Consider the following 26,566-nt stretch of genomic DNA (forward strand, 5'->3'; position numbering starts at 1 on the left):
CACCAGCGGGAAGAAACACTGGCCGCCTATGGGCAGAACTCAATGGCCCTTGACAAGAGAGGACGTACCGGCCTGTCACCGCGACCGTGGTCTCGCTCGGGCGTGCACCTGCGAGGCCCAGCGACGCGAGGCGTCGGCGATGGAGGCGGGACACGACGTTCACCGTCGGCCCCTACCCCGGTGGCGACGCTCCCCCGGGCTCGGCCGGCCCCACGGCTGGCAGCGGCCTCATACCCTCCTGCCACACGACGCGGCGGTCTCCGGTCGCCCGGAGCGGGGTGAAAGCCGCGCGGCCGCCGACACGGTCACACGCGGTCGTGCGGCCCACTCCCCGGCCGTGCAGGGCTCATCAGGGCATCGCCGCCCGACCCCTCAGGGCGGCTGCCAACGCACGCGCCGACGTCGGGTGGCCTGCCCAGCGCCGCTGCGCGGCACGCGCGCTCATGGTGCACGGCTCCCGCTTCCCCAGACGCGGCGAGACAGGTCGTGGAGATCCGCCGCCGCGGTGTACGTCGAGCGGCTGGCCGGCTGCCACGACGGCGGGCCGGCCGTACTCAGCGCACAGGGAAACGCCGCAGGCCGGACCCCGAGGGGATCCGGCCTGCGGTGGTGGAACGACGGACGGGTCAGTGGGCGTACTTGCCCCGAGAGAACTCGTAGACCCACCCGAAGGTGAAGTAGGCGGCGGCGACGATGCCGATGATGAAGACCCACCAGCCGACGGCCAGGCCGGTCACGATGATCGCGCAGCCCAGGCCGAGGCCCAGGGGCCACCAGCTCCAGGGAGCGAAGGTGCCGTAGGTGCCGGCGTACTCGACGATCTGACCGTCCTCGTCATCTGCAGGGCCGACGCCGTATTTGTGCTCGGCGGCCCGCAGGTACCAGGCGATCATCCAGGACATCCCGCCCACGGCGTAGATGGCCGGGATGCCTGCCCACTCGGTCCACTCGACCCAGAACCCGTAGAGGGTGGCGGCTGCGATGAAGAACAGGCCGATGATCCAGAAGATGTTGGCTGCGACCTTCACTGGGCGACCTTCTCTCCGAAGGCCTCAGACGTGTTCTGAGGCGAGTGCGGGAAGAGCTCCGGGTGGTGCAGATCCAGCGCCGGACGCTCGGAGCGGATGCGCGGCAGGGAGTGGAAGTTGTGCCGCGGCGGCGGGCACGAAGTGGTCCACTCGAGCGAGCCGCCGAAGCCCCACGGGTCGTCCACGGTGACCTTCTTGCCATAGCGCGAGGTGATGTAGACGTTCCAGAAGAACGGGATCAGCGACGCGCCGAGAACGAAGGAGAACACCGAGGAGAACGCGTTCATCGCCTGGAAGCTGTCCTCCACCATGTAGTCCGCGTAGCGACGGGGCATGCCGATGACACCGAGCCAGTGCTGGATCAGGAACGTGCCGTGGAAGCCCACGAACAGCATCCAGAACTGGATCTTGCCGAGACGCTCGTTCAGCATCTTGCCGGTGAACTTCGGCCACCAGAAGAAGAAGCCGGCGAACATCGCGAACACCACGGTGCCGAAGACGACGTAGTGGAAGTGCGCCACGACGAAGTACGTGTCGGACACCTGGAAGTCCAGGGGCGGCGACGCCAGGATGACGCCGGTCAGGCCACCGAACAGGAAGGTGACCATGAAGCCGAGCGTCCACAGCATCGGGGTCTCGAAGGTGATCGAACCGCGCCACATGGTGCCGATCCAGTTCACGAACTTCACGCCGGTCGGGACCGCGATGAGCATGGTCATCACGGAGAAGAACGGCAGGAGCACGGCGCCGGTCACGTACATGTGGTGCGCCCACACCGTCACGGAGAGCGCGGCGATCGCCGTCGTCGCGAACACGATGGACTTGTAGCCGAAGATCGGCTTGCGGGAGAACACCGGGATGATCTCCGACACGACGCCGAAGAACGGCAGGGCGATGATGTACACCTCGGGGTGGCCGAAGAACCAGAAGAGGTGCTGCCACAGGATGGCGCCGCCGTTCTCCGGGTTGAAGATGTGGCCGCCGAAGCGACGGTCCAGGCCCAGCGCGAAGAGCGCGGAGGCGAACGGCGGGAACGCCACCATGATCAGGATGCCGGTGATGAGCGTGTTCCAGGTGAAGATCGGCATGCGCCACATCGTCATGCCCGGGGCACGCATCGTCAGGATCGTGGTGATGAAGTTGACGCCGCCCATGATCGTGCCGAAGCCCTGGAGGACCAGACCGAACACCCAGAGGTCACCGCCGACGCCCGGCGAGTACGTGGTGTTGGAGAGCGGGGCGTAGGCGAACCAGCCGAACGAGGCCGCACCCTGCGGGGTGAGGAAGCCGGCGGTCGCGATGAGCGAGCCGAACAGGAAGAACCAGAACGCCAAGGCGTTCAGACGCGGGAAGGACACGTCCGGAGCACCGATCTGCAGCGGCACCAGCACGTTGGCGAAGCCCGTGAAGAGCGGGGTCGCGAACATGAGCAGCATGAGCGTGCCGTGCATGGTGAACAGCTGGTTGTACTGCTCCTTCGTCTGCAGGATCTGCATGCCGGGCTCGAAGAGCTCCGCGCGGATCATGAGGGCCATGACGCCGCCGATGCAGAAGAAGACGAAGGACGTGATCAGGTACATGTACCCGAGCACCTTGTGGTCGGTCGTCGTCAGCCAGCTGACGACGATCTTGCCCAGCGAACGGGGCACCACACGAGGCTGCGCCTGTGAGCGCACCTCATCCGTTGCGTACTCGTAAGTGGTCATCAGTGGCTACCTCCACCGCGGGGGGTCTGGAGATCGCGCTCCATCGTCCCGGCGCCGTCAGGGTTGTTGTTGGGATTGCGGCTGTACTCTTCGCCCACCTGACCCGGCTCCATCTCCTCGAGGCGCTGGACGAACTCCGTCTCGTCGACGACCTCCACGTTGAAGAGCATCTCGGAGTGGGACTCGCCGCACAGCTCGGCGCACTTGCCGTCGTAGCTGCCCAGCTCCTGGGGGGTCAGGTACAGGTGGTTGGTCTTGCCGGGCACCATGTCGCGCTTCTGGAGGAACTGCGGGATCCAGAAGGAGTGGGCCACGTCACGGGACTTCAGCTCGAAGTGCACCGGCACGTCGTTCGGCAGGTACAGGACCGGAAGGGTGTCACGCACGCCCTCGGTGCCGTCCAGCTGGGCCTGGATGCCGGAGTAGTGGGCCTCGATGACCTCGCCGTTCTCCTGCTCGTAGGAGTAGTTGAAGTCCCAGGACCACTGCTTGCCGTACACGGTGACGGTCAGCGGCGAGTCGTCCACGGGGCGGTCGACCTCGGTCTGGACGCGGTCGGTGAAGCCCCAGAGGGTGAAGACCATCAGGATCGGGATGGCCGTGAACATGGTCTCGAGCGGCACGTTGTAGGCCGTCTGCTTCGGGAAGCCCTGGTCGTTCTTGCGACGGCGGTAGGCCACCATGCACCAGATCATGGCGCCCCAGGCCAGCAGGCCGACGGCCATGGCCGCGATCCAAGAGTTCACCCACAGGTCGGTGAGCTGGGCGTTGTGGTTGGTGGTCTCCCGGGTGCCGGGGTACCAGCCGCGCTGGACCTCTGCCGAACAGCCGGTCAGCACCAGGAGCGCCGTGGTGCCCACGGCACCGGCGCTCCAGCGGCGGCGAGTCCGACGTCCGGCGTCATTCTGTGCTCTCACAGACGGCCTTCCTCTTCATCTCGTGTGCGAGGGGCGTCCCCGCTCCCCCGACGATTCGGCGACTTCTCGCAGCGTCCTCGCAGGGAGCACGGGTATGCCCTGATGATTCAGAGCCAGTCTAAGCCGAAACACGCGGATTCACCGCACCGTGACACGTGCCGATCGTGTCTGGGAGTCGGGTCCGAGCATCCTGGGCACGGTGCCCGGGCACGACGACGGCGGGCCGGCCGAGGCCGACCCGCCGGTTCGCGGTCCGAGGCGCTCCGGGCGCCCGCAGATCAGTGGAAGGAGTCGCCGCAGGCGCAGGAGCCGCCCGCGTTGGGGTTGTCGATCGTGAAGCCCTGCTTCGAGATGGTGTCCTCGAAGTCGATGGTCGCGCCCATGAGATAGGGCACGCTCATCTTGTCGACGATCACCTCGACCCCGTCGTAGTCACGGACGGTGTCGCCGTCGAGGACGCGCTCGTCGAAGTAGAGCTGGTAGATCAGGCCAGAGCAGCCGCCCGGCTGCACGGCGACCCGCAGCCGCAGGTCCGTGCGACCCTCCTGCTCGAGCAGCGAGCGCACCTTGCCGGCCGCCACGTCGGTCAGCTCGACCTCGTGCGGGGGCAGGCCCTCGGCGTCCTGGGTTGCGCCGATCTCGACGCCGGTCTCCTCTGCGGACAGAGCCATCGTGACCTCCTCAGATCATGGGGCGCGGACGGGGCCGTCACGCGCGTGTGGTCTCCTGGACAACACTAGCCGCCCACGGGGCATTCCCGGCCCGCCGCACCGACGGGCCGGGCGGCGCTCACGCCGAGAGCCGCGCGAGCCAGAGCGCCTCGGCCACGACGGCCCGCTTGAAGTCGTCGATGTGCAGCGACTCGTTGGCCGAGTGCGCCCGCGTGTCCGGGTCCTCCACGCCCGTGATGAGGAGGGTGGCCTCCGGGAAGACCTCGGCGAGGTCCGCGGTGAACGGGATGGAGCCGCCCATGCCGATCGCCCGGGGCTCGACGCCCCAGGCGTCCTCCAGGGCGGCCATCATCGCGGCCGCGGCGGGGGCCGAGGTGTCCGTCGTGAACGGCTGGCCGAACTCCCCCGCGGTGACCGTGATCTCCGCGCCGAGCACCGCCGCGGACTGCGCCTCCAGGTGGGTGCGCAGCGCCTCGAAGGCCTCCGCGGGCTCCATGCCGGGGCCCAGGCGCAGCGAGAACTTCGCGCGCGCCGCGGGCTGGATCGTGTTCGAGGACTCCGCGACCGAGGGCGCGTCGATCCCGATGATGCTCAGCGCGGGAGCGTTCCACAGCCGGTCCGCGACCGGGCCGCGGCCGGCCAGGGTCACCCCGTCCAGCACGCCCGCGTCCGCACGGAAGACGTCCTCGGGGTAGTCCAGGCCCGCGGTCTGCCGCGGCTCGAGGCCGGGCACGGCGACCGCGCCGTCCGCGTCGTGGAGCGTGGCGATCAGCCGCGAGAGCAGGACGACGGCGTCCAGGACCGGCCCGCCGAACATGCCGGAGTGCACGGCGTGGTCGAGCACCCGGACGGTCACCGTGCCGTCCACCAGCCCACGCAGGGAGGTGGTCAGCGCGGGCTCCCCCACGGCCCAGTTGGACGAGTCCGCGACCACGATCGCGTCGGCGTCGAGGCGCGCCCGGTGCTTCTCCAGGAAGGTGCGGAAGGTGGGCGAGCCGGCCTCCTCCTCGCCCTCGATGAAGACGCGGACGCCGACGCCGGCGTCGGGCAGGACGTCCCGCAGGGCGGCGAAAGCGGCGAGGTGGACCATGATGCCGGCCTTGTCGTCGGCGGCGCCGCGGCCGTACAGCCGCCCGCCGCGCTCGGTGGCCACGAGCGGCGGGGTGTCCCAGAGGTCCTCGTCCCCGATCGGCTGCACGTCGTGATGGGCATACAACAAGACGGTGGGCTTGTCAGAGGCGCCGGGCTTCTCGCCGATCACCGCCGGCCCACCGGGCCGGTCGTCGTCGCGGGTCTCGGTCACGATCTCCACCTCCTGCAGGCCCGCCTCGCGCAGCAGGCCCGCGACGGCCTCGGCGGACCGCTCGAGCTGGGTGCGGTCCGCGGAGTCCCAGGCGATGCCCGGGATCGCCACGAGGTCGGTGAGGGTCTGGAGGGTCGTCGGGAAACGGGCCTCGACGGCCTCACGGACGGCGGAGACGAGGGCCGCGTCCTGCGGCGCACGGGAGGTGATGTCAGTCATGACGGCCAGCGTAGACGGCGGCCGAGCCGAGGGCCGCGCCTCCGGGCGGGCCGGACGCGCCCCACCACTAGACTGGAGGGGTGTTCAAGCGAGACAAGACCCCCGAGACCGCGCCCGCCCCCTCGACTCACGGCTCCTCGGCCGCTCCCGCCGAGGGCGCCGCCGTGGCCGAGGCCGGGCCGCGCGACCGCTCGCAGGGCAAGAAGGGCCCGACTCCGCGGCGCCGCGACCAGGAGGCCGCGCGCCGTCGCACCCTGGTCCCCGAGGATCGCAAGGCGGCCCGCAAGGCCGAGCGTCAGGCGATGGCCCAGGAGCGGATGCGCCAGCGCGCCGCGCTGGAGACCGGGGACGAGCGCGGCCTCCCGGCGCGCGACAAGGGACCGCAGAAGCGCTGGGTCCGTGACTACGTGGACGCACGCACCGGCATCGGCGAGTGGCTCATGCCCGTCGTCTTCGCCTACGTCCTGCTCATGTTCATCCCCGGCCGCGAGGCGCAGCTGATCCTGATGATCAGCCTGTACGTCCTCGTGGCCCTCGTGCTCATCGAGAGCTTCCTGGTCAGCCGGCACATCAAGAAGGGCCTCACGGAGCGCTTCGGCACGCCGGAGTCCGGGACCGGCTTCTACGGCATCATGCGGGCCCTGCAGTTCCGCCGCCTGCGTCTGCCCAAGCCCCAGGTCAAGCGGGGCGAGTACCCCGCCTGACACGACACCGCGCCACGGCCCGGACCCCGGTGGGTCCGGGCCGTCGCGTCCCCGGCGAGCAGACCGTCAGCCCCGCAGGGACCGGGCCAGCCCGGCGGTGATCCGGCCGGCCCAGAACGGGCCCTCGTAGAGGAACGCGGTGTAGCCCTGGACGAGGTCCGCGCCCGCGTCGAGCCGGGCCTGGACGTCGTCGGCGTCCGTCACCCCGCCCACGCTGACGACGGCGGTGCCCGTCGGCAGCGCCGCCCGCAGGACCTCCAGCACCCGCATCGACCGCTCCTGGAGCGGGGCGCCGGACAGGCCGCCCGCGCCCAGGGCGTCCACGTCGGCACGCGGGGTGCGCAGACCCTCCCGGGAGACGGTCGTGTTGGTCGCGATGACGCCGTCGAGCCCGAGGCGCTCGGCGAGCGCCCCGACGGCGCGCACGTCGTCGTCCGCCAGGTCCGGGGCGATCTTCACGGTCAGCGGCACGCGACGGTCCGGGACCGCACGGTCGGCCTCCTCGCGCACCGCCGTGAGGATCGGCTCCAGCGCGTCGATCTCCTGCAGCTGGCGCAGCCCCGGCGTGTTCGGCGAGGACACGTTGACCGTCAGGTAGTCGGCGTGGGGCGCGAGCAGGCGGGTCGAGGCCCGGTAGTCGTCCGCCGCGTCCTCGAGGGGGACCACCTTGGTCTTGCCGATGTTCACGCCCAGGACCGGCCGGGCCGGGCCGAAGCGGCGCTCCAGTGTCTGCCGGGTCCGCGCCAGGCGGGGGGCGACGGCCGCCGCGCCGTCGTTGTTGAAGCCCATGCGGTTGACCAGCGCCCGGTCGTCCACGAGACGGAACAGTCGCGGCTGCGGGTTGCCGGGCTGCGGCTGCGCCGTGATCGTGCCGACCTCGATGTGGCCGAACCCGAGGTCGGCCAGAGCGGCGGTCCCCCGGCCGTCCTTGTCGAACCCCGCGGCCAGGCCGAAGGGCGTCGGGAACCGCAGGCCCATGACCGTGCGCGCGAGCATCGGGTCCGGGCGGAAGGCGGCGCGCAGGGCGGCGGACGCCCCGGTGCGCTCGACCAGCCGGATCGCGTCGAAGCCCCGATGGTGCGCCTGCTCCGCGTCCATGCCGCCGAACACGGCACGGAAGAAGGGCGGGTACAGGCGAGGCGCACGGGAGGTCAGGAGGCCGTCGACGGCGGACTTGGGATCAGGCAGCTGCATGCCCCCATCCTCGCACGGGCCTCCCGCCCGTCCGGGGTCCTCCTAGAGTGGTCGGATGGCCCGTGACCCGATCCAGCCGACGCCCCCGGACCCCTCCGCCCCGCACGGCGCACCCGCCGGCGGACCGACGGAGGAGGACACCCGCCCGTTCCTCGACGATCCGCCGGGCCTGGGCTGGGTCCCGGACGGGCTGCCGGGCTTCGAACGATGCACGCTCGGCCTCGACACCGATGAACAAGGACAGAACCTTGTCACAGTGGTGCGTCCGCGCACCGACGCCGCCCGTGACCCGGCCCGGCGGCCCATCCTCTCGGTGCACGGCTGGAGCGACTACTTCTACAACGCCCCGCTCGCCCACGCGTTCGAGGCCGCCGGCTATGCCTTCCACGCCGTCGACCTCCGCCACTACGGCCGCTCGCTGCGCACGGGACAGACGCCCGGCTGGACGGACGACCTGGCCCGCTACGACGCGGACCTCGAGGCCGCGTTCGAGACCATCGCCCAGGACCACCCGTTGCCGCCCATCCTCATGGGACACTCCACCGGCGGGCTGATCGCCGCGCTGTGGGCGGACCGGAATCCCGGCCGCCTCGCCGCGCTCGTGCTCAACAGCCCGTGGCTGGAGATGCAGGGCAGCGCGGGGGTGCGCCTGCTGGCGAAGTCCATCGTGGGGCCCGTCTCCGCCATGAAGCCCTACGCCATGCTCACACTGCCGCGCATCGACCACTACTGGCGCACCCTCTCGGACCAGGCCGAGGGCGAATGGGACCTGCACCCGCTCTGGCGTCCCCCGCACGCGTTCGAGGTGCCGGCCGCCTGGCTGAGTGCGGTCCTCTCGGGGCACCGGGCCGTGGCCGGGCGGCTCGACGTCACCGTGCCGATCCTCGTGCTCGTCTCCGCGCGCGGGCATCGGGGCACGTCCTACGCCGAGGCGATGCTGACCTCGGACATCGTCCTGGACCCCGACGCCATGGCCCGCCGCTCCCTGCGGCTCGGCGACCGGGTGACCGTCCACCGGCTCCCCGACGCGCTGCACGACGTGTTCGCCTCCCCCGCGTCGGTGCGCGAGGCGGCCGGTGCCGCGACGCTCACGTGGCTGGGGGCCTACGCGCCGCCGTCGGCGTCCGAGGCCGAGTCCGGCGCGCCGGACGACGGCGCCGGCTGAGGGGTGTCCACGGCGCCGCCGTAGCGGCGGTCCCGGCGGGCGTAGGTCTCGACGGCGGCCCACAGGGTCCGCCGGTCGACGTCCGGCCACAGCACGTCCAGGAACAGCAGCTCCGCGTAGGCGGACTGCCACAGCAGATAGTTGGACAGGCGCTGCTCCCCCGAGGTCCGCAGGAACAGGTCCACGTCCGGGACGACGTCGACGTCCTGACCCGTGCGGAAACCGCGGTCGAGGTAGCGGGTGATGACGTCCTCGCTGATCTCCCCCGGCCGCATCCGGCCGGCCCGGACCTCTTCGGCGATCGCCTGGACGCCGTCCAGGATCTCGGCCCGGCTGCCGTAGTTCACGCACATGTGCAGGGTGGTGCCGGTGTTGTGGCGCGTGAGCTCCTCGGCCTCCTGCAGCTCCCGGATCACGGGGGTCCAGAGGCGCGGGGCCCGCCCGTTCCACCGGATCCGCACGTTCCACGAGTGCAGGGTGTCCCGCTGCCGGCGCAGCACGTCCCGGGAGAAGCCCATGAGGAAGCGCACCTCCTCCGCCGAGCGCCGCCAGTTCTCCGTGGAGAACGCATACGCGGACACGTGGCCGATCCCCAGCTCCACCGCCCCGGCGACGACGTCCAGCAGCGCCGCCTCGCCGGCCCGATGGCCCTCGGTGCGCGGCAGGCCGCGCTGGTTGGCCCACCGTCCGTTGCCGTCCATCACGATCGCCACATGCCGGGGCACGCAACGCGGGTCGATCCGCGGGGCGACCGCACCCGAGGGGTGCGGCGGCGGGGACTGCGGGGCTCGGTCGGCGCTCATGGTCTCCTCTCGACGCGCGGGGCGGGGAGGCCGAGGTCCTGGTCCAGGACGGACAGGGACACCAGGCGCCGCTCGGCGTGGAACTGCAGGTACGCGGCCACGATACCGGCCGCCTCGCGGCGGGCGGGGGCCCCGGAGGCGTCCGCGGTGGCCCAGTCCCCCGCCGCGAGGGCCGAGAGCAGGTCGAAGGTCTCCGGGGCTGGGTGCGCGGCACCGGGTGGCCTGCATTCGAGACAGACGGCCCCGCCGAGGCCCACGTGCAGCGCCGTGTGCGGGCCGGGGGCGCCGCAGCGGGCGCACCGGTCGAAGGTGGGGGCCCAGCCGGCCTGGGCGAGCGCGCGCAGCAGGAACGAGTGCAGGATCAGGCGTGGGTCGTGCGCACCGCGGGCCAGCGCGGCCAGCGCGCCGTGGAAGAGGCGGTACTGGGCGCGCCGACCGTCGTCGTCCACCGCGGGGACCCGCTCGACGGCCTCGGCGAGGGCGCCGGCGACGGTGTAGGCGTCGTAGTCGGCGGCCAGCATGGTCGCGTACGGGTGCAGCAGCTGCGCCTGGCTCACGGTGTGCAGCTCGCCCCGGCCGCGCGCGAGCTGGAGCGTGGAGTGCATGAACGGCTCCACCACCGAGCCCAGCCGGGAGGACGTCTTGCGCACCCCCTTGGCCACGGCCCGGACCAGGCCGTGCTCGGGGGTGAGCGCCTCGACGATGCGATCGGCCTCCCCCAGACGGTGGGTGCGCAGCACGATGGCCTCGGTGCGGAACGAGTTCGCCGCGTAGCCGCCGTGCCGCGCACCCCGCCAAGAGGAGCCGGAGCCGCTCACGCGCGCAGGGCGCGGTTCACCGCGGACACCACGGCCTTCAGCGAGGCGGTGGTGGTGTTGTGGTCCAGGCCAACGCCCCAGAGGACACGGTCGCCCACGGCCGCCTCCACGTAGGCGGCGGCCATGGCCGCGCCGCCCTCGGACAGTGCGTGCTCGGAGTAGTCGAGCACGCGGACGTCCACGCCCTCCTCGCCGAGGATGCGCAGGAACGCGTCGATCGGGCCGTTGCCCTGCGCCGCGCGGGTCTGCGTGACGCCGTCGACCTCGAGCTCGGCCTCCATCCGGAACGCGCCGTCCTCGCCGGAGGCCGAGGAGACCGAGCGGAGCCGGTAGTGGCCCCACTGCGCCTCCGCCGCGTCGGCGGGCAGGTACTCGTCCTGGAACACGCGCCACAGGTCGGCGCCGGAGACCTCGCCGCCCTGGGCGTCGGCCAGATCCTGGATGACGTGGGAGAACTCGATCTGCGCGCGGCGCGGCAGGTCCAGGTTGTGCTCGGACTTGAGCAGGTAGGCGACGCCGCCCTTGCCGGACTGCGAGTTCACGCGGATGACGGCCTCGTAGGAGCGGCCGATGTCCTTCGGGTCGATGGGCAGATAGGGCACGGCCCACGGGATGCCGTCCACGTCGGTGCCGGCCGCCTTGGCGTCGACCTCCATGGCCTCGAAGCCCTTCTTGATGGCGTCCTGGTGGGAGCCGGAGAAGGCCGTGAAGACGAGGTCGCCGCCCCAGGGCGAGCGCTCGGGCACGGCCAGCTGGCTGCAGTACTCGACCGTGCGCTTGACGTGGTCCATGTCGGAGAAGTCGATCATGGGGTCGACGCCCTGCGAGTACAGGTTCATGCCCAGCGTCACCAGGTCGACGTTGCCGGTGCGCTCGCCGTTGCCGAACAGGCATCCCTCGATGCGGTCCGCCCCGGCCAGGTAGCCCAGCTCGGCGGCGGCCACGCCCGTGCCGCGGTCGTTGTGCGGGTGCAGGGAGAGGATGAGCGAGTCGCGGTGCTCCAGGTTGCGGTGCATCCACTCGATCGAGTCGGCGTACACGTTCGGGGTGGACATCTCCACCGTCGCCGGCAGGTTCAGGATCATCTTGCGGTCGGTGGAGGCCTCCAGGACCGTGGCCACCTCGTCCGAGATGCGCCGGGCGAACTCGAGCTCGGTGCCCGTGTAGGACTCGGGCGAGTACTCGTAGGTGATCTGCGTGCCCTTGAGCTGCTCCTCGAACTTCTTCACCAGGCGCGCGCCGGAGGTCGCGATGTCCACGATCCCGTCCTCGTCCTGCCGGAACACCACGCGGCGCTGCAGCACCGACGTCGAGTTGTACAGGTGCACGATGGCCCGGTCGGCGCCCTCGAGCGCCTCGAAGGTGCGCTCGATCAGGTGCTCACGGGACTGGGTGAGGACCTGGATGGTGACGTCGTCCGGGATGTGGTCGCCCTCGATGAGCTGGCGGACGAAGTCGTAGTCGGTCTGCGAGGCGGAGGGGAAGCCGACCTCGATCTCCTTGAAGCCCATGCCGACGAGCAGCTGGAACATGCGCAACTTGCGCTCGGGGCCCATGGGGTCGATCAGGGCCTGGTTGCCGTCGCGCAGGTCCACGGCGCACCACAGCGGCGCCTTCTCGATGACCTTGTCCGGCCAGGTGCGGTCCGGCAGGGCGACCTCGATCTGGTCCTGGAACGGGACGTACTTGTGGAACTTCATCCCCGACGACTTCTGCAGGTGGGCGCTCATGCGTGTTCTCCCTCGACGTGCGCGCGGCGGGCGCGCGAAAGGTGGGTGGTCGGTGGCCGGACCGGGAGGTCAGGGGCTCCGCACGGGGTGTCCGGTCCGGTGGGAGGCGTCCTGCCTCCGCATGCGCTCAGGCGGCGTGGATCACGGCCTGGCACGGGGACCCCGTGCGGCCGGGAAGTAGCAGGCGGGCCGTGGCCGGCGCTGTCGTCGCGAGGCGGAGGGACATGCCCCCGACCCTAGCACCGAGGTGGGCCGGGCCACAGGAGGCCGTCCCCGTGTGACGCACGACGACGGCGGCCCGCTCCGGCGCGTGCGCGCCCGGGCCGGGGCCTCGGGCTCAGAAGCCGAGTCGGCCGAGCTGTTTGGGGTCGCGCTGCCACTCCTTGGCGACCTTGACCCGCAGGTCCAGGTGCACCTTGGTGCCGAGCATGCGCTCGATGCCCGCCCGCGCCTGCGCGCCGATCTCACGCAGCCGGGAGCCGCCCTTGCCGATGATGATGCCCTTCTGGCTGTCCCGTTCGACGAAGACGTTCGCCCACACGTCCATGAGGGGCCGATCCGCGGGGCGGTCCTCGCGCAGGGACATCTCCTCGACCATCACGGCCACCGAGTGCGGCAGCTCGTCGCGCACGCCCTCCAGGGCCGCCTCCCGGATGAGCTCGGCGACCATGACCGCCTCCGGCTCGTCCGTGAGCTCGCCGTCGGGGTACAGGGGCGGCCCGGCCGGCAGCAGGCCCGCGAAGACGCCCAGGACGTCGTCGACCTGGCGGCCGGCCACCGCCGAGACCGGCACGACGGCCGCGAAGCCCTCCCCGCCGTTCTCCGGCCCGAGGACCTCGTCGCCCAGCGCGGTCACGGCCACGAGCTGCGCCATGAGCTGCTCCGGGCCCACCTTGTCCGTCTTCGTCACCACGGCGACCACCGGGGTGCGGTGCAGGTAGGAGAGCTGCTGGGCGATGAACCGGTCGCCGGGACCGATCGCCTCGTCGGCCGGCAGGCACATGCCCACGGCGTCGACCTCGTTGAGCGTCTCCGCCACGAGGTCGTTGAGGCGCTCGCCGAGCAGGGTGCGGGGCCGGTGCAGGCCCGGGGTGTCCACGAGCACGAGCTGGAAGTCCTCGCGGTGGACGATCCCGCGGATGGTGTGGCGCGTGGTCTGCGGCTTGGAGGAGGTGATCGCCACCTTCTCCCCCACCAGCGCGTTGGTGAGCGTGGACTTGCCGGCGTTCGGCCGGCCCACGAGCGAGACGAAGCCGGAACGGAAGCCGTCCGCGGCGCGGGCCGGATCGACGAGATCGGTCATGGGGTCATCCTTGTCAGGCGGGGCGTGGGGTGGGGCGGCCGGCTCAGGCCACGGGGTCGGCGGGCGTGGCGCCGTGGGCCTGCTCCTCGCGCCGGCGCAGCCGCACCGGGCGGTCGGGGGTCTCGGAGACGCGCAGGCGCGCGACCCGGTTGCGGCGGGGCTCGAGGGTGTCCGCGACGAGCTCGATCCCCTGGACCACGACGCGCGAGCCCTGGATCGGGACGCGGCCGAGCTCCTTGGCCAGGAGGCCGCCGACCGTGTCGACGTCGTCGTCCTCGTCCTCCTCCGGCAGCTCGAACTCCTCCCGGAAGTCGTGGATGCCCATGCGCGCGTCGACGGAGTAGACGCCGGGCGCGACGAACTCCACCTCGGGGCGGTCCGGGTGGTCGTCCTCGTCGTAGATCTCGCCGACGATCTCCTCGATGAGGTCCTCGAGCGTCACGAGCCCCGCCGTGCCGCCGTACTCGTCCACCACCACGGCCACGTGGGTGGACTCGCGCTGCAGCTCCTGCAGGAGGGTGGCCACGGACTTCGACTCGGGGACGAAGCGGACGTCGCGCATGACCTCGGTGACGGGGGTGTCGGTCGCAGCGCCGTCGTGGTGCAGGGCGCGGGTGACGTCCTTGAGGTGCAGCATGCCCCGGATGTCGTCGGCGTCCTCGCCGATCACCGGGATGCGGGAGTTACCGGAGCGCAGGAACAGGGCCATGGCCTGGCCGAGCGTGTGGTCGGCGTCGATCGTGACGACGTCGGTGCGCGGCACCATGACGGAGCGGACGATGGTGTCGTTCATGGAGAACACCGACTGGATCAGCTCCGCCTCGGAGTCGGCGAGCACGTCCGCGTCGTGGGCGCGGGCGACGAACTCGCGCAGGTGGCGCTCCTGGAAGTCGTCCTCGTCCTCCGGCTCGACCTCGCGACGGCGCCGGTCCCGGTCCAGGCGGGCGGCGAGCGGGCCCAGGGCCCGGCGGAGCACCCACACGAGCCCGCCGAGGCGGCGGGCGACGGCGGCCTCGTTGCGGGAGCCGATCGGCCGCGGGCTCCAGACGCCCAGCAGGGCGGCCACGCCCACGAGCACGACCGCGGCGATCGCCACGGCGAGCCACGTGTCGTCCACCACCGCGTCGGCGGCCGCGGTCAGGCAGACGGCCGACAGGGCCTCGGCGACGAAGCGCCAGACCCGCAGGGCCCCGAGGTGGCTCTCCCGCTCGCGGGCGATCTCCAGGACCTTGGAGCCGGGCTGCTCGCGGACGATGTCCTCCGCGTCCCGCCGGGAGAGGTAGGAGAACGCGGACTCGGCCAGGGACAGCGTCCAGGTCAGGCCGAGGAAGACCAGGAACAGGGCGAAGAGGACGGCGGGCGTCAGCATGGGCGGTGCCGTCAATCCTCGACGGTGGGGGCCGGGGCGGGCCGCCCCAGGACCTCGGAGACGAGCCGATCCTGGAGCGTGAACATCTCCTCGCGCTCGGCGTCCTCGAGATGGTCGTACCCGAGCAGGTGGAGCATGCCGTGGGTGAGCAGCAGGAGCAGCTCGTCGTCACGGGAGTGCCCGCCGCGCGCCGCCTGCTCGGCGGCGACCTCGGGGCAGAGCACGACGTCGCCGAGCACGCCCTCGGCCGGCGCCTCGGGCGAGCCGGGGGTCAGCTCGTCCATGGGCAGGCTCATCACGTCGGTGGGCCCGGGCAGGTCCATCCACTCCTCGTGCAGCTCGGCCATGCGTGCGGCGTCCACGACGGTCACGGCCGTCTCGGCGCGCTCGTGGACGTGCAGGCGCGCGTACACGTGCCGGGCCATGCGCAGCAGCGCGTCCTCGGGGACCTCGATCCCCGACTCGTTCAGGATCTCAACGGCCACGGCGGGCCCCTCCTCGCTTCTGGGACCGCTCCGCGGGGCCGCGGGCGGCGTCGTAGGCGTCCACGATGGCGCTCACCAGCGAGTGCCGGACCACGTCCGAGGAGTCGAAGCGGACCATCTCCAGTCCCTCGATCCCCTCGAGCACCTCGACGGCCTGGGCCAGGCCGGACTGGGTGCCGCGCGGCAGGTCCACCTGCGAGGTGTCTCCCGTGACGACCATGCGCGCACCGAAGCCGAGGCGGGTCAGGAACATCTTCATCTGCTCGCCGGTGGTGTTCTGGGCCTCGTCGAGGATCACGAACGCGTCGTTCAGGGTGCGGCCGCGCATGTACGCCAGCGGGGCGACCTCGATGGTCCCGGCCTCCATCAGCCGCGGGATCGACTCGGGCTCGATCATGTCGTGCAGCGCGTCGTACAGAGGGCGCAGGTACGGGTCGATCTTCTCGGAGAGCCCGCCGGGCAGGAAGCCGAGCCGCTCGCCGGCCTCGACGGCCGGGCGGGTGAGGATGATGCGGTTGACCTCCTTGGCCTGCAGCGCCTGCACGGCCTTGGCCATGGCCAGGTAGGTCTTGCCGGTGCCGGCCGGGCCGATGCCGAAGACGACGGTGGAGCGGTCGATCGCCTCCACGTAGTCCTGCTGGTGCAGGGTCTTCGCGCGGATGCGGCGGCCCCGGCCCGAGAGGATCGAGTCCAGGTGCAGCTGACCCGCGCCGCGCCCGGTGGCGGCATCGCGGACGTGGTGGACGACCTGGCCCATCACCTCGGGGGTGACGGCCTGGTCGCGGCGGGCGATCGAGCGCAGGTCCTCGACGACGCGCCGCACCGACGCCACGTCGGCCACCGGCCCGGCCAGGTCCAGCCGCTGGTCGCGGACCGTGACGTCCACGGTGGGGAACACGCCGCCGAGGATCCGCAGCAGGGCGTCCTGCGGTCCGAGCGTGCGGACCATGAGGTCGGCGGTCTCGAACGCGACCCCCTCGTGCGCGGTGGCGGGCGGGGTCGGGGTCGTGGGGGGCACGGTCACGATGGGGCGGATCACCTCGGGGTCGTGGGGGCGGGACGTCCCGTCCAGTCTAGGCGTCGGCGCGTCGTCCTGCCGGGGCTCACCAGCGGCCGAGCCGGTGCTGGAGCACGGCGAGGGCGGCGGGGCCGGCCGTGGAGGCGCGCAGCACGTGCGGGCCGAGCCGCACCGGCACGGCCCCCGCGGCCACGCAGGCCTCGAGCTCGGCCGGGCCGATCCCGCCCTCGGGGCCCACGACGACGGCGATCTCGGCGGCCGCGGAGAGTCGCTCCGCGGGCACCGCGGACACCCCGTGCTCCGCGTCCTCGTGCAGCACGAGGACGAGCCGGCCGCCGTCGTCGTCCCGGACCAGCCCGGCGACCGCCGTCCCGGAGACGTGGTCCCGGACCGCGGGCACCCGGGCGCGACGCGCCTGCTTGGCGGCCGCGCGGGCCGTGTCCGCCCACTTCTGGCGGGCCTTGGCGGCCTTGGGACCCTTCCAGCGGACGATCGAGCGCTCGGCCTCCCAGGGCACCACGGCGTCCACGCCGAGCTCGACGGCGGCCTGGACCGCCATGAGATCCCGGTCGCCCTTGGCGAGGGCCTGGACGAGCACGAGCGCCGGGGTGGGCGCCGGCTCCTCCGCCACCGTGTCCAGCCGCACGGTCACCGCGTCCGGGGCGGCCGCGAGCACGGTGCCGTGGCCGAGCGTGCCCGACCCGTCGGCCAGGAGCACGGCCTCCCCGGGGGCCAGGCGCATGGCCGCGGCGGCGTGCCGGGCCTCGGGGCCGCCGAAGACGACCTCCGCGCCCGCGCTCGCGCCGGCCAGGGCGCCCGGCTCGAGGTGGAACAGGGGGGCGGTCACAGGTTCCTCAGGTTCTCCCGCAGCCGGGCGAACATGCCCTTGGCCTGGGGTGCGCCGTGCACGACCTCCTCGCCGCGCACCTCGGCCAGGCGCTCCAGGAGCTGGCGCTGCTCGTCGTCCAGGTCGGTGGGCGTGGTGACCACCACGTCCACCTTGAGGTCGCCACGGCCCTGCCCGCGCAGGCGGCCGACGCCCAGGCCGTGGAGGACCTCGACGTGGCCGGACTGCACGCCCGGGTCCAGGCTGACGGACTGCTTGCCGTCCAGGGTGTCCAGCGTGACGGTGGTGCCCAGGGCCGCGGCGGCCATGGGGACGGTCACGGTGGTGGCCAGGTGGTCGCCCTCGCGGCGGAAGGTCTCGTCCGGGCGGACCGCGATCTCCACGTAGAGGTCCCCGTTCGGGCCGCCGCCCGGGCCGGCCTCGCCGCGGCCGGCGAGGTGGATGCGGGTGCCGTCGTCCACGCCCGCGGGGATGCGCAGGGTCAGCGGCGTCCGGGTGCGGACGCGGCCCTGCCCGTCGCACTCGTGGCAGGGCGTCGGGATGACGGTGCCGAACCCCTGGCAGGCGGGGCAGGCCTCGGTGGCCATGACGGTGCCCAGCAGCGACCGCACGGGGCGCTGGATCATGCCGTGGCCGTGGCAGGTCTGGCAGGTCTCCGGCTGGGTGCCGGGCTCGCAGCACGAGCCCTCGCACCGATCGCAGCGCACGGCCGTGTCCAGCTCGATCGTCTGCTCGCCGCCGAAGACGGCGTCGCGCAGGTCGATCCGCGCGGTCACCAGGGCGTCCTGGCCGCGGCGGGCGCGGCTGGCGGGGCCGCCGCGGCCGCCCTGGCCGGCGGCGTTCATGAAGGTCTCGAAGATGTCGGCGAAGCCCCCGAAGCCGCCCGTCCCGCCGAAGCCGCCCGGGAAGCCGGCCTGGCCGTTCTCGTTGCCCGTCGTGTCGTAGGCCCGGCGCCGGCCCTCGTCCGAGAGCACCTCGTAGGCGTGGGAGATGCGCTTGAACTGCTCGGCCGCCTCCGGGTCGGGGTTGACGTCCGGGTGGTGGGTGCGCGCGAGCTTGCGGTAGGCGCGGCGGATCTCCTCGGTGCTGGCGTCACGGCTGACGCCGAGCGTCTCGTAGTGGTCGGTCACGGTGGGGATTCCTCTCGGGGAGAGCGGGACGTGGGGCGATGCGGGACGGGGCCCGCCAGGACGCGCGGAGGCGCGTCAGGTGGTCAGGATGCGGGAGAGATAGCGGGCGATCGCCCGGACGGCGGCCATGGTGCCCGGATAGTCCATCCGGGTCGGGCCGATGACACCGACCTTCGCCACGGCGCCGGGGCCGTAGGCGGCCGCGACCACCGAGGTGTCCGCGAGCGATCCGGCGTTCTCGGAGCCGATCCGCACGGACACCCCGTGGGCGTCCTGCTCCATCTCCGTGAGCAGGCGCAGCAGCACCACCTGCTCCTCGAGCGCCTCCAGGATCGGCCCGATGGACGCGCCGAAGTCCCCCGGGGAGCGGGCCAGGTTGGCGGTGCCGGCCAGGACGATGCGGTCCTGCCGGCCGGCCTCGAGCAGGTCGTGGACGGCCGCGGCCACGAGGGCGGCGGACTGCCGGTGCTCCGGGCGGACCCGGGTGACGACGTCGTCCACCACGGTAGCCGCCTGCACCGGACCGAGCCCCAGCAGGGCGTCCAGCAGGAGGCCGCGGAGCACGGACAGCTCCGCCTCCTCGACCGGACGGTCCAGCACGGCGTGCCGCTGGTCCACCCGCCCCGTGGACAGGATGAGGACCACGAGCACGCGCGTGGGCGCGAGGGAGACCAGTTCGAGGTGGCGGATCGTGGAGCCGTCCTCGTGGGGGAACTGCGCGACGGCGACCTGCTGGGTCAGCTGGGCCAGGAGGCGCACCGTGGACTCCATCATGTGCTCGGTGTCCGTCTCCGGATCCAGCAGGGTCCGCACGGCCCGGCGCTCGGCCGGGGACAGCGGCTTCACCTCGGAGAGGCGGTCGACGAACACGCGGTAGCCCTTGTCCGTGGGGACGCGCCCGGCGGAGGTGTGCGGGGCCACGATGAGGCCCTCCTCCTCGAGCGCAGCCATGTCGTTGCGCACGGTCGCGGAGGACACGCCCAGGGCGTGCCGTTCCACGAGCGCCTTGGAGCCCACGGGCTCGCGCAGCGCCACGTAGTCCTCCACGATCGCCTGGAGCACCTGCAGGCGGCGGGGCTGCTCCGACATCTCGGTCCTCCTCTGGTCCGTCGGGATCCGGGGCGACCCCGGAGGTGCCCCTGGCTGGCACTCCGGCGGGTCAAGTGCCAATGCTACCGTCCGACCCGGGGGACGACCCGACCGGCCCGCACGGCTTCGCTCACGGTGATCGCCCGCCCCCGTTGCTACCGTGCTCTCCCATGGACTGGAGCAGCTGGGGCCCCGCGGGCCACGACGACCTGACGCGCCGCCCCGCCCGGACCGTCCCCGATGTGCCCGCCACCCCCGGCACGGTGGTCGAGGACGTGGCCTCCGGGTTCACCGGGGCCGTGATCGGCATCGAGCGCTCCGGCGGCGTGCACGTGGTGGTCCTGGAGGACCGTCGCGGCGTGCGCCGCGGCTTCCCCCTCGGCGGCGGCTTCTGGATCGACGGCGAGCCCGTGACCCTGGTCCCCCCGACCGCCGCGGCCCCGGCGGCGCCGGCCCGCACCGCCTCCGGCTCGCGACGGGTCGAGGGGGCGCGGGCCCGCACCGCTCGCGCCTCTCGCATCTGGGTGGAGGGCGTGCACGACGCCGAGCTGGTGGAGAAGGTGTGGGGCGAGGACCTGCGCCTCGAGGGCATCGTCGTGGAGCCCCTGCACGGCGTGGACGACCTCGCCGGGGCGATCCGTGCGTTCGCCCCCGGTCCGCGGCGCCGGCTCGGGATCCTCGTGGACCACCTCGTCACCGGGTCCAAGGAGGAGCGCCTCGCGGCCGAGGCCATGCGCGTGCCGGGGGCCGCGGGCAACGTGCTCATCCTCGGTCACCCCTACGTGGACGTCTGGCAGGTCATCAAGCCCTCCGTCCTCGGCATCCCCGCGTGGCCCGTCGTGCCGAAGGGGCAGGACTGGAAGACGGGGATCCTGCGGGGACTGGGCTGGCCGCACGGGAGCAAGGAGGCCACGGGGCTGGGGTGGAAGCGGCTGCTCTCCCACGTCACCACGTACGCGGACCTCGAGCCGTCCCTGCTGGGCCGCGTGGAGGAGCTCATCGACTTCCTCACCGCCGCACCCGAGCACTGATCTCGGCGCGGCCCCCGCCCGCCCGCGCTATGCTGGCCCATGCCCTGCGCCCGGTCCCCGGCGCGCGGGTCTCGCAATCCAGGAGGAGCCCCTCGTGAACACCCGCGCGCAGCCCGACGCCGGCCGCACCGGCCACGGCCCGCCCGCCTGGCTCGTCTCGGCCGGCGGCCGCGGCGCCCCGCTCACGGCGAAGCAGGACCGTGACCGCGCGGCGCTGGCCCACCTCAGTCTGGCGTTCGGCGTGCTCGGCCCGCTGGTCGTGTGGCTGCTCTACCGCGACCGCGGCCCGTTCACCTCGCAGGAGTCGCGCGAGGCCCTGAACTTCTCCGGGCCGCCCACGCTCATCACGCTCCTGTTCTTCTTCCTGTCCCTGCTGCCGGTGGTCGGCCCGATCTTCGCGATCCTCGGCGCGCTCACGTGGGCCGCCATGGCGGTCTACGGCGTGATGGGCGCCTCGCACGTGTCCAAGGGCCGTCCGTTCCGGTACCCGTTCAACCTGCGCATCCTGCGCTGACCCGGGGCCGGCCGGTCAGAAGCCGGCCAGCGCCCGGACGATCGCGTCGTTGCGCAGCCGCCCCTCGAGCGTGGGGACGATGCGGCCGTCGACGGCGGCGCGCCCGTCCAGCAGGCCCGCGGCGATGAGTTCGGCGATCGCCCCGCGGATCCGCGCGGCCTCCCCCGGCGTCTCCGAGACGAGCTCCGCGGTCGGGAGCCCGTCCACCGTGCGCACCGCGAGCATGATGCGCTCGAGGCGCCGCGCGTCGGCGTCGGGCCGCTCGCGGCCCACGGCGGGGGTGACCCCTGTGGCCAGCCGCTGCGCGTAGGCGGCGGGGTGCTTGGCGTTCCAGAACCGGACCCCGGCGAGGTGCGAGTGCGCGCCCGGGCCGATCCCCCACCAGTCCTGGTCCTCCCAGTACGCCACGTTGTGCCGCGCACGGTGGACCCCGGAGCCCTGCGGGTCCCGAGCCCAGTTGGACACCTCGTACCAGCGGTAGCCGGCGGTGCCGAGCAGCTCCTCGGCGAGCAGGTACTTGTCCGCCTGGTCGTCGGGGTCCACGTCCGCCACCTCGCCGCGGGCCACCTGGGCCCCGAGCTTGGTGCCCTCCTCCACGATCAGCGAATACGCGCTCACGTGGTCCGGGGCCAGGGCGACGGCGGCCTCGAGCGTGGCCCGCCAGTCGGCGAGGGACTCCCCCGCGGTCCCGTAGATCAGGTCCAGGGACACCTCCAGGCCGGCCTCGCGGGCCGCGGCGACGGCGGCGGGGACGGACTCGGGCCGATGGGTGCGCTCGAGCGTGGCGAGCACGTGCGGCACCGCGGACTGCATGCCCAGGGAGAGGCGGGTGAAGCCGCCGGCCGCGAGCTGGCGGGCGTACTCCGGGGTGATCGTGTCCGGGTTGGCCTCGGTGGTCACCTCCGCGCCGGGCGCGATCCCGAACCGGTCCACCGCCGCCTGGAGGATGCGCACGAGGTCCGCGGCCGGCAGGAGCGTGGGCGTGCCGCCGCCGAAGAACACCGTGTGCAGCGGGCGGGCGGGCACGTCCGAGGACGCGAGCACGTCCGCGGCGAAGTCCAGCTCCGCGACCGCCGACTCCCAGTAGTCGCCGCGACCCGCGCCGGGGCCGAGGTCGACGGCCGTGTACGTGTTGAAGTCGCAGTAGCCGCAGCGCACCGTGCAGAACGGCACGTGGACGTACAGGCTGAAGGTGCGCGCCGCGCCGTCGCGGGCGGCCGCGCGCACCCGCTGCCCGACGTCAGCCGGCAGCCGGCCGTCGTCGGGGACGGGCTCGCCGAGGGGCAGGGCGGGCACTTACTTCTTCGCCGCCTGGTCGGCGCCGGCGCCGTCCGAGGACAGGGCGGCGATGAAGGCCTCCTGCGGGACCTCCACCCGGCCGACCATCTTCATGCGCTTCTTGCCCTCCTTCTGCTTCTCGAGCAGCTTGCGCTTGCGGGAGATGTCGCCGCCGTAGCACTTGGAGAGCACGTCCTTGCGGATCGCGCGGATGTTCTCGCGGGCGATGATGCGCGAGCCGATGGCGGCCTGGATCGGCACCTCGTACTGCTGGCGCGGGATCAGCTCCTTGAGCTTGCCCGTCATCATCACGCCGTACGCGTAGGCGTTGTCCCTGTGGGTGATCGAGGAGAACGCGTCCACCTGTTCGCCCTGGAGCAGGATGTCCACCTTGACGAGGTCGGCGACCTGGTCGCCGTCGGCCTTCCAGTCCAGCGAGGCGTACCCCTTGGTGCGGGACTTGAGCTGGTCGAAAAAGTCGAACACGATCTCGGCCAGCGGGATCCAGTAGCGGATCTCCACGCGTTCCTCGGAGAGGTAGTCCATGCCCTTGAGGTTGCCGCGCTTGGCCTGGCACAGCTCCATGACGGCGCCGATGAACTCCGCCGGCACGATGATCGTGGCCGAGGCCATGGGCTCGCGCACCTCGAGGATCTTGCCCTCGGGGAACTCGGAGGGGTTGGTCACGGTGACGACCTCACGGTCCTCCCGGGTGACCTCGTAGACCACGTTGGGCGCGGTGGAGATGAGGTCGAGGTCGAACTCGCGCTCGAGGCGCTCGCGCACGATCTCCAGATGCAGCAGACCGAGGAAGCCGACGCGGAAGCCGAAGCCCAGCGCGACCGAGGTCTCCGGCTCGTAGACGAGCGCGGCGTCGTTGAGCTTGAGCTTGTCCAGGGCGTCACGCAGCACGGGATAGTCCGAGCCGTCGATGGGGTACAGACCCGAGAACACCATGGGCTTGGGGTCCTCATAGCCACCCAGGGACTGCTCCGCCGGGTGGGCGTGGTTGGTGACCGTGTCGCCCACCTTGGACTGACGCACGTCCTTCACGCCGGTGATGAGGTAGCCCACCTCGCCCGCGGCCAGGCCCTTGGTGGGCACGGGCTCCGGGGAGGAGACGCCGATCTCGAGGAGCTCGTAGGTCGTGCCCGTGGACATCATGCGGACCTTCTCCCGTGGGGAGAGCCGGCCGTCCACGACGCGCACGTACGTGACGACGCCCCGGTAGGTGTCGTACACGGAGTCGAAGATCATCGCGCGGGCCGGGGCGTCCGCGTCCCCCTCCGGGCCGGGGATGGCGCGGACCACGCGGTCCAGCAGCTCCTCGACGCCGACGCCCGTCTTGCCGGAGACGCGCAGCACGTCCTCGGGCTCGCAGCCGATCAGGGAGGCCAGCTCGGCCGCGTAGCGGTCCGGATCCGCGGCGGGCAGGTCGATCTTGTTGAGCACGGGGATGATCTCCAGCTCGTGCTCCATGGCGAGGTAGAGGTTCGCCAGGGTCTGGGCCTCGATGCCCTGGGCGGCGTCCACCAGCAGGATCGCGCCCTCGCACGCGGCCAGCGAGCGGGAGACCTCATAGGTGAAGTCCACGTGCCCGGGGGTGTCGATCATGTTCAGGGCGTAGTCCACCCCGTCCACGGACCAGGGCATGCGCACGGCCTGGGACTTGATGGTGATGCCGCGCTCACGCTCGATGTCCATGCGGTCCAGGTACTGGGCCTTCATGTCGCGGGGCTGCACGACGCCGGTGGCCTGCAGCATGCGGTCCGCCAGCGTGGACTTGCCGTGGTCGATGTGGGCGATGATGCAGAAGTTGCGGATCACCGAGGGGTCGGTGGCAGCGGGCACCGGGGGGTTCGACGCCAGGGGCGACACGGGCACTTCCTCTACGGGTGACGGGGACGGGACTCTGACCGCCTAGTCTCTCATGTCCCGCCGCCGACCCGACCCGGACGCCGGGCCCGCGCGTCCACTAGATTCACGCCCATGGCCTTCGACCTGCATCGCGCCCTGTCCCTCGGCCGCCGGACGGCACGCCTGATCGGCGCCCTCCGCGACGACGCCCGGCCGCGTCGAGCCGCCTCTGAGGCCGGTCGACGGGCCGGCGAACGGAGCGGCCCGTCGCCCTTCCCGGGCCCGCCCGGGCCTCCCGGGCCCGCGTGGGACCCCACGGAGCCCACCGACTCGTGGCCGATGCCCGGGCCCGGGCAGGAGCGCCGGCCCCGGCGACAGGACACCGACCGCCACGTGTCCCTGCCGGACTTCACCGGGACCGTCCGCGTCGAATACGCGCCCGCGCCCGGGCCGACGGCCGGGCCGGGCGAGGTCGTGTGGACCTGGGTGCCGTACGAGGAGATGGACGGCCGGGGCAAGGACCGCCCCGTGCTCCTGATCGGCCGGGACGGGGCGCTCCTGCTCGGGCTCATGCTGACCAGCCGGGACCGGAACAACGCGCTGACCCGCGACGAGGACTACGTGGACGTGGGCGCAGGCGCCTGGGACCGGTCCGGCCGCGCCTCGGAGGTGAAGCTGGACCGGGTGGTCCGCGTGGATCCGGCCGCGGTGCGCCGGGAGGGCGGCGTCCTGGACCGGGCGGCCTTCGACCGGGTCACGGCCGCGCTGGCCCGCGCCCGGAGGCGGGGGCGCTGAGTCGGCCGCGCGGATCGCGGGGTCTGGGTGGTAGGATCGTCCGCATTGTGTCCGCCGGTCGACGGGCACCCCCGGAACGGGTCATCATCGGTGTTCCCCACGCCGCTCAGTCCACGGATCCGGGCACCCTCCACGACCCCCTGTTCATGCGGCGCCCGGACCCTCGTCCGCGCCGCCGACGACGAAGGACCCGATTTGGCTAACATCAAGTCCCAGAAGAAGCGCATCCTCACCAACGAGAAGGCGCGCCAGCGCAACGTCGCGGTGAAGTCCGAGCTGAAGACCGCCATCCGCGCCGTGGACAAGGCCGTCGCCGCCGGCGAGGCCGAGGCCGCCGCCGCCGCGCTGCGCACCGCCTCCCGCAAGCTGGACAAGGCCGCTTCGAAGGGCGTCATCCACAAGAACCAGGCCGCGAACCGCAAGTCCGGCATCGCCGCCCGCGTGAAGGCCCTCCTCGGCTGATCCACGCCCCCCGGCTGTGACCGCGGCCCCCGCCCCGAGCGATCGGTGCGGGGGCCGCGTCGTGTCCGGGCTGCCCCCGTCGCGTGCCGTCCGGCGGCGCCGTCAGCGGCTGACGGCGGTGGCCACGCGGATGACCGCGCGCTCGACGGCGAACTCCGGGTTGCGGGAGGCGCCCTTGGCCTCGGCGTCGGCCTGGGCGATCCACTCCACGGCCTGCGCGATGCCGGCCGCCGTCCAGTGCCGCGCCGCCTGCTGGATGTAGCGCACCTGGAACGGGGCCACTCCGAGCAGGGACGGCAGCTCGGCGGCGGGCCGGCGGGCGTCGATCATCCGTGCCACCTGCCGCGCCTTGAGCGCGAGCGCCGCGGTGATCATCACCGGGTGCACGCCGGTGGCCATCGCGTGCCGCACGAGGGACACGGCCCTCGCCGCCTGCCCCTCGAGCGCCGCGTCGGCCACCGCGAAGCTCGTGGCCTCCACGCGGCCGCTGTAGTAGGTGTCCACGGTCTCGACGGTGACGACGCCCTCGGTGTCGTCGACGAGCTGGGCACACGCGGCCGCGAGCTCCGTGAGCGAGGCGCCGGTGGCGCGGATGAGCGCGCGGGCCGCCTCCTCGTCGATGCGTCGACGCCGGTCGCGGAACTCGGCCTGCACGAAGGCCAGCCGCTCCTCGTCCTTCTTCAGCGGCACGCATTCGACCACCGTGCCGTCCTTCGCGACGGCATCCAGCAGCTTCTTGCCGCGGGTGCCGCCGGTGTGACGCAGCACGAGCGTGACGTCGTCCGCGCCGGGGCCCTGCTGGACGAGGCGCAGGGCGTCCTCGAGGAACGCATCGTTCATGGCCTCGAGGCCCTCGACCGTGATGAGGGTGGGCTCGGCGAAGAGGGACGGGCTGGCCGCGGTGGCCAGCTGGCCGGGCTGGTACTCCCCCGCGCGGAGCCGGTGGATCTCCAGCTGACCGTGACGCTCGCGCAGAGCCTGGGTCACGCGGTCCGTCACCCACCGGGCGGCATGGTCCTCGGGTCCCTTGAGGAGCATGAGCGGGGCGGGCTCGGCTCGCCGCCAGGCCAGCGGGTCGGTGCGGCCGGCTCGGCCGGAACGGGGGCTGCGGGCGGCGGACATGCGTCCCA

25 protein-coding genes are annotated in these 26,566 nt (G+C 72.7%); 6 read left to right on the forward strand and 19 right to left on the reverse strand.

From position 1 onward, the window contains the following. Window positions 1-626: 626 nt before the first annotated feature. The 5 genes from NR073_RS09850 to NR073_RS09870 form a co-directional block, all read right to left on the reverse strand. Window positions 627-1,028 (reverse strand): cytochrome c oxidase subunit 4, encoded by a 402-nt coding sequence (locus NR073_RS09850; RefSeq protein ID WP_002854636.1) that lies wholly within the window; start codon window positions 1,026-1,028, stop codon window positions 627-629. Next, on the reverse strand, window positions 1,025-2,734 hold the full coding sequence (gene ctaD / locus NR073_RS09855) for a cytochrome c oxidase subunit I (RefSeq protein WP_049161847.1): 1,710 nt from the start codon (window positions 2,732-2,734) through the stop codon (window positions 1,025-1,027). Before ctaD ends, NR073_RS09850 begins: the two co-directional genes overlap by 4 nt. Continuing rightward, window positions 2,734-3,594, reverse strand: a complete 861-nt coding sequence (gene coxB, locus NR073_RS09860) for a cytochrome c oxidase subunit II (RefSeq protein WP_256748790.1) — start codon at window positions 3,592-3,594, stop codon at window positions 2,734-2,736. Before coxB ends, ctaD begins: the two co-directional genes overlap by 1 nt. 335 nt (window positions 3,595-3,929) lie before the next feature. Then, window positions 3,930-4,322: an iron-sulfur cluster insertion protein ErpA gene (gene erpA / locus NR073_RS09865; protein WP_002854644.1), complete on the reverse strand. Its 393-nt coding sequence runs from the start codon at window positions 4,320-4,322 to the stop codon at window positions 3,930-3,932. 118 nt (window positions 4,323-4,440) lie between these two features. Continuing rightward, entirely contained in the window at window positions 4,441-5,844 is a 1,404-nt protein-coding gene (locus NR073_RS09870) for a dipeptidase (RefSeq protein ID WP_060973664.1), read from the reverse strand. An 80-nt stretch (window positions 5,845-5,924) separates the two neighbouring features. On the opposite strand from NR073_RS09870, the gene NR073_RS09875 reads away from it, so the two are divergent. After that, complete coding sequence (locus tag NR073_RS09875) at window positions 5,925-6,548, forward strand: DUF3043 domain-containing protein (RefSeq protein ID WP_036336545.1); 624 nt, start codon at window positions 5,925-5,927, stop codon at window positions 6,546-6,548. A 66-nt stretch (window positions 6,549-6,614) separates the two neighbouring features. On the opposite strand, the gene NR073_RS09880 is transcribed toward NR073_RS09875, so the two are convergent. After that, on the reverse strand, window positions 6,615-7,742 hold the full coding sequence (locus NR073_RS09880) for a quinone-dependent dihydroorotate dehydrogenase (RefSeq protein ID WP_060973665.1): 1,128 nt from the start codon (window positions 7,740-7,742) through the stop codon (window positions 6,615-6,617). 55 nt (window positions 7,743-7,797) lie between these two features. Between NR073_RS09880 and NR073_RS09885 the strand changes: the two genes are divergently transcribed. Then, window positions 7,798-8,907, forward strand: a complete 1,110-nt coding sequence (locus tag NR073_RS09885) for an alpha/beta hydrolase (RefSeq protein ID WP_060973666.1) — start codon at window positions 7,798-7,800, stop codon at window positions 8,905-8,907. Here NR073_RS09885 and NR073_RS09890 read toward each other — a convergent pair. From NR073_RS09890 to hrcA, 10 genes are all read right to left on the reverse strand, one after another. Next, window positions 8,847-9,710, reverse strand: a complete 864-nt coding sequence (locus NR073_RS09890) for an isoprenyl transferase (protein ID WP_060973667.1) — start codon at window positions 9,708-9,710, stop codon at window positions 8,847-8,849. The two genes, NR073_RS09885 and NR073_RS09890, sit on opposite strands and share 61 nt — an antisense overlap. Continuing rightward, complete coding sequence (gene recO / locus NR073_RS09895) at window positions 9,707-10,528, reverse strand: DNA repair protein RecO (RefSeq protein WP_041103746.1); 822 nt, start codon at window positions 10,526-10,528, stop codon at window positions 9,707-9,709. The genes NR073_RS09890 and recO overlap by 4 nt, the downstream gene beginning before the upstream one ends. Further along, window positions 10,525-12,258, reverse strand: a complete 1,734-nt coding sequence (gene leuA, locus NR073_RS09900; protein ID WP_127435400.1) for a 2-isopropylmalate synthase — start codon at window positions 12,256-12,258, stop codon at window positions 10,525-10,527. Before leuA ends, recO begins: the two co-directional genes overlap by 4 nt. Before the next feature lie 337 nt (window positions 12,259-12,595). Further along, entirely contained in the window at window positions 12,596-13,561 is a 966-nt protein-coding gene (gene era / locus NR073_RS09905; RefSeq protein ID WP_041103742.1) for a GTPase Era, read from the reverse strand. A gap of 43 nt (window positions 13,562-13,604) precedes the next feature. Continuing rightward, window positions 13,605-14,930: a hemolysin family protein gene (locus tag NR073_RS09910; RefSeq protein WP_119217271.1), complete on the reverse strand. Its 1,326-nt coding sequence runs from the start codon at window positions 14,928-14,930 to the stop codon at window positions 13,605-13,607. 11 nt (window positions 14,931-14,941) lie between these two features. Next, the gene (gene ybeY, locus NR073_RS09915) at window positions 14,942-15,415 is read right to left on the reverse strand and encodes an rRNA maturation RNase YbeY (RefSeq protein WP_041103738.1); all 474 of its coding nucleotides are present in this window, start codon (window positions 15,413-15,415) and stop codon (window positions 14,942-14,944) included. Beyond that, window positions 15,405-16,442, reverse strand: coding sequence for a PhoH family protein (locus NR073_RS09920; RefSeq protein ID WP_230278170.1), 1,038 nt, complete (start codon window positions 16,440-16,442; stop codon window positions 15,405-15,407). The genes ybeY and NR073_RS09920 overlap by 11 nt, the downstream gene beginning before the upstream one ends. A gap of 76 nt (window positions 16,443-16,518) precedes the next feature. Continuing rightward, complete coding sequence (locus tag NR073_RS09925) at window positions 16,519-17,280, reverse strand: 16S rRNA (uracil(1498)-N(3))-methyltransferase (protein WP_101962541.1); 762 nt, start codon at window positions 17,278-17,280, stop codon at window positions 16,519-16,521. Further along, window positions 17,277-18,410: a molecular chaperone DnaJ gene (gene dnaJ, locus NR073_RS09930; RefSeq protein WP_134377186.1), complete on the reverse strand. Its 1,134-nt coding sequence runs from the start codon at window positions 18,408-18,410 to the stop codon at window positions 17,277-17,279. Before dnaJ ends, NR073_RS09925 begins: the two co-directional genes overlap by 4 nt. A gap of 75 nt (window positions 18,411-18,485) precedes the next feature. Beyond that, on the reverse strand, window positions 18,486-19,499 hold the full coding sequence (gene hrcA / locus NR073_RS09935; protein WP_036380886.1) for a heat-inducible transcriptional repressor HrcA: 1,014 nt from the start codon (window positions 19,497-19,499) through the stop codon (window positions 18,486-18,488). Window positions 19,500-19,669: 170 nt separating this feature from the next. On the opposite strand from hrcA, the gene NR073_RS09940 reads away from it, so the two are divergent. Together NR073_RS09940 and NR073_RS09945 are read left to right on the forward strand one after the other, a co-directional pair. Further along, complete coding sequence (locus NR073_RS09940; RefSeq protein ID WP_010078617.1) at window positions 19,670-20,530, forward strand: DUF3097 family protein; 861 nt, start codon at window positions 19,670-19,672, stop codon at window positions 20,528-20,530. Window positions 20,531-20,624: 94 nt separating this feature from the next. Further along, window positions 20,625-21,044: a DUF4870 domain-containing protein gene (locus tag NR073_RS09945; protein WP_002854682.1), complete on the forward strand. Its 420-nt coding sequence runs from the start codon at window positions 20,625-20,627 to the stop codon at window positions 21,042-21,044. A gap of 15 nt (window positions 21,045-21,059) precedes the next feature. Here the strand turns inward: NR073_RS09945 and hemW are convergent, their stop codons facing one another. Next, window positions 21,060-22,340 carry a radical SAM family heme chaperone HemW gene (gene hemW, locus NR073_RS09950; protein WP_134377188.1) on the reverse strand — a complete coding sequence of 427 codons (1,281 nt, stop codon included), beginning with the start codon at window positions 22,338-22,340 and terminating at the stop codon, window positions 21,060-21,062. Next, window positions 22,341-24,200 carry a translation elongation factor 4 gene (lepA, locus tag NR073_RS09955; protein ID WP_010078615.1) on the reverse strand — a complete coding sequence of 620 codons (1,860 nt, stop codon included), beginning with the start codon at window positions 24,198-24,200 and terminating at the stop codon, window positions 22,341-22,343. A 111-nt stretch (window positions 24,201-24,311) separates the two neighbouring features. On the opposite strand from lepA, the gene NR073_RS09960 reads away from it, so the two are divergent. Further along, entirely contained in the window at window positions 24,312-24,974 is a 663-nt protein-coding gene (locus NR073_RS09960; RefSeq protein WP_134377189.1) for a type II toxin-antitoxin system PemK/MazF family toxin, read from the forward strand. 195 nt (window positions 24,975-25,169) lie between these two features. Further along, complete coding sequence (rpsT, locus tag NR073_RS09965) at window positions 25,170-25,436, forward strand: 30S ribosomal protein S20 (RefSeq protein WP_002854699.1); 267 nt, start codon at window positions 25,170-25,172, stop codon at window positions 25,434-25,436. Between the two features lie 102 nt (window positions 25,437-25,538). On the opposite strand, the gene holA is transcribed toward rpsT, so the two are convergent. Next, complete coding sequence (holA, locus tag NR073_RS09970) at window positions 25,539-26,558, reverse strand: DNA polymerase III subunit delta (RefSeq protein ID WP_134377190.1); 1,020 nt, start codon at window positions 26,556-26,558, stop codon at window positions 25,539-25,541. Window positions 26,559-26,566: the final 8 nt, after the last annotated feature.

Origin of the sequence: Micrococcus sp. Mcc28, from assembly GCF_024519775.1 — a bacterium.
GTDB classification, from domain to species: domain Bacteria; phylum Actinomycetota; class Actinomycetes; order Actinomycetales; family Micrococcaceae; genus Micrococcus; species Micrococcus luteus.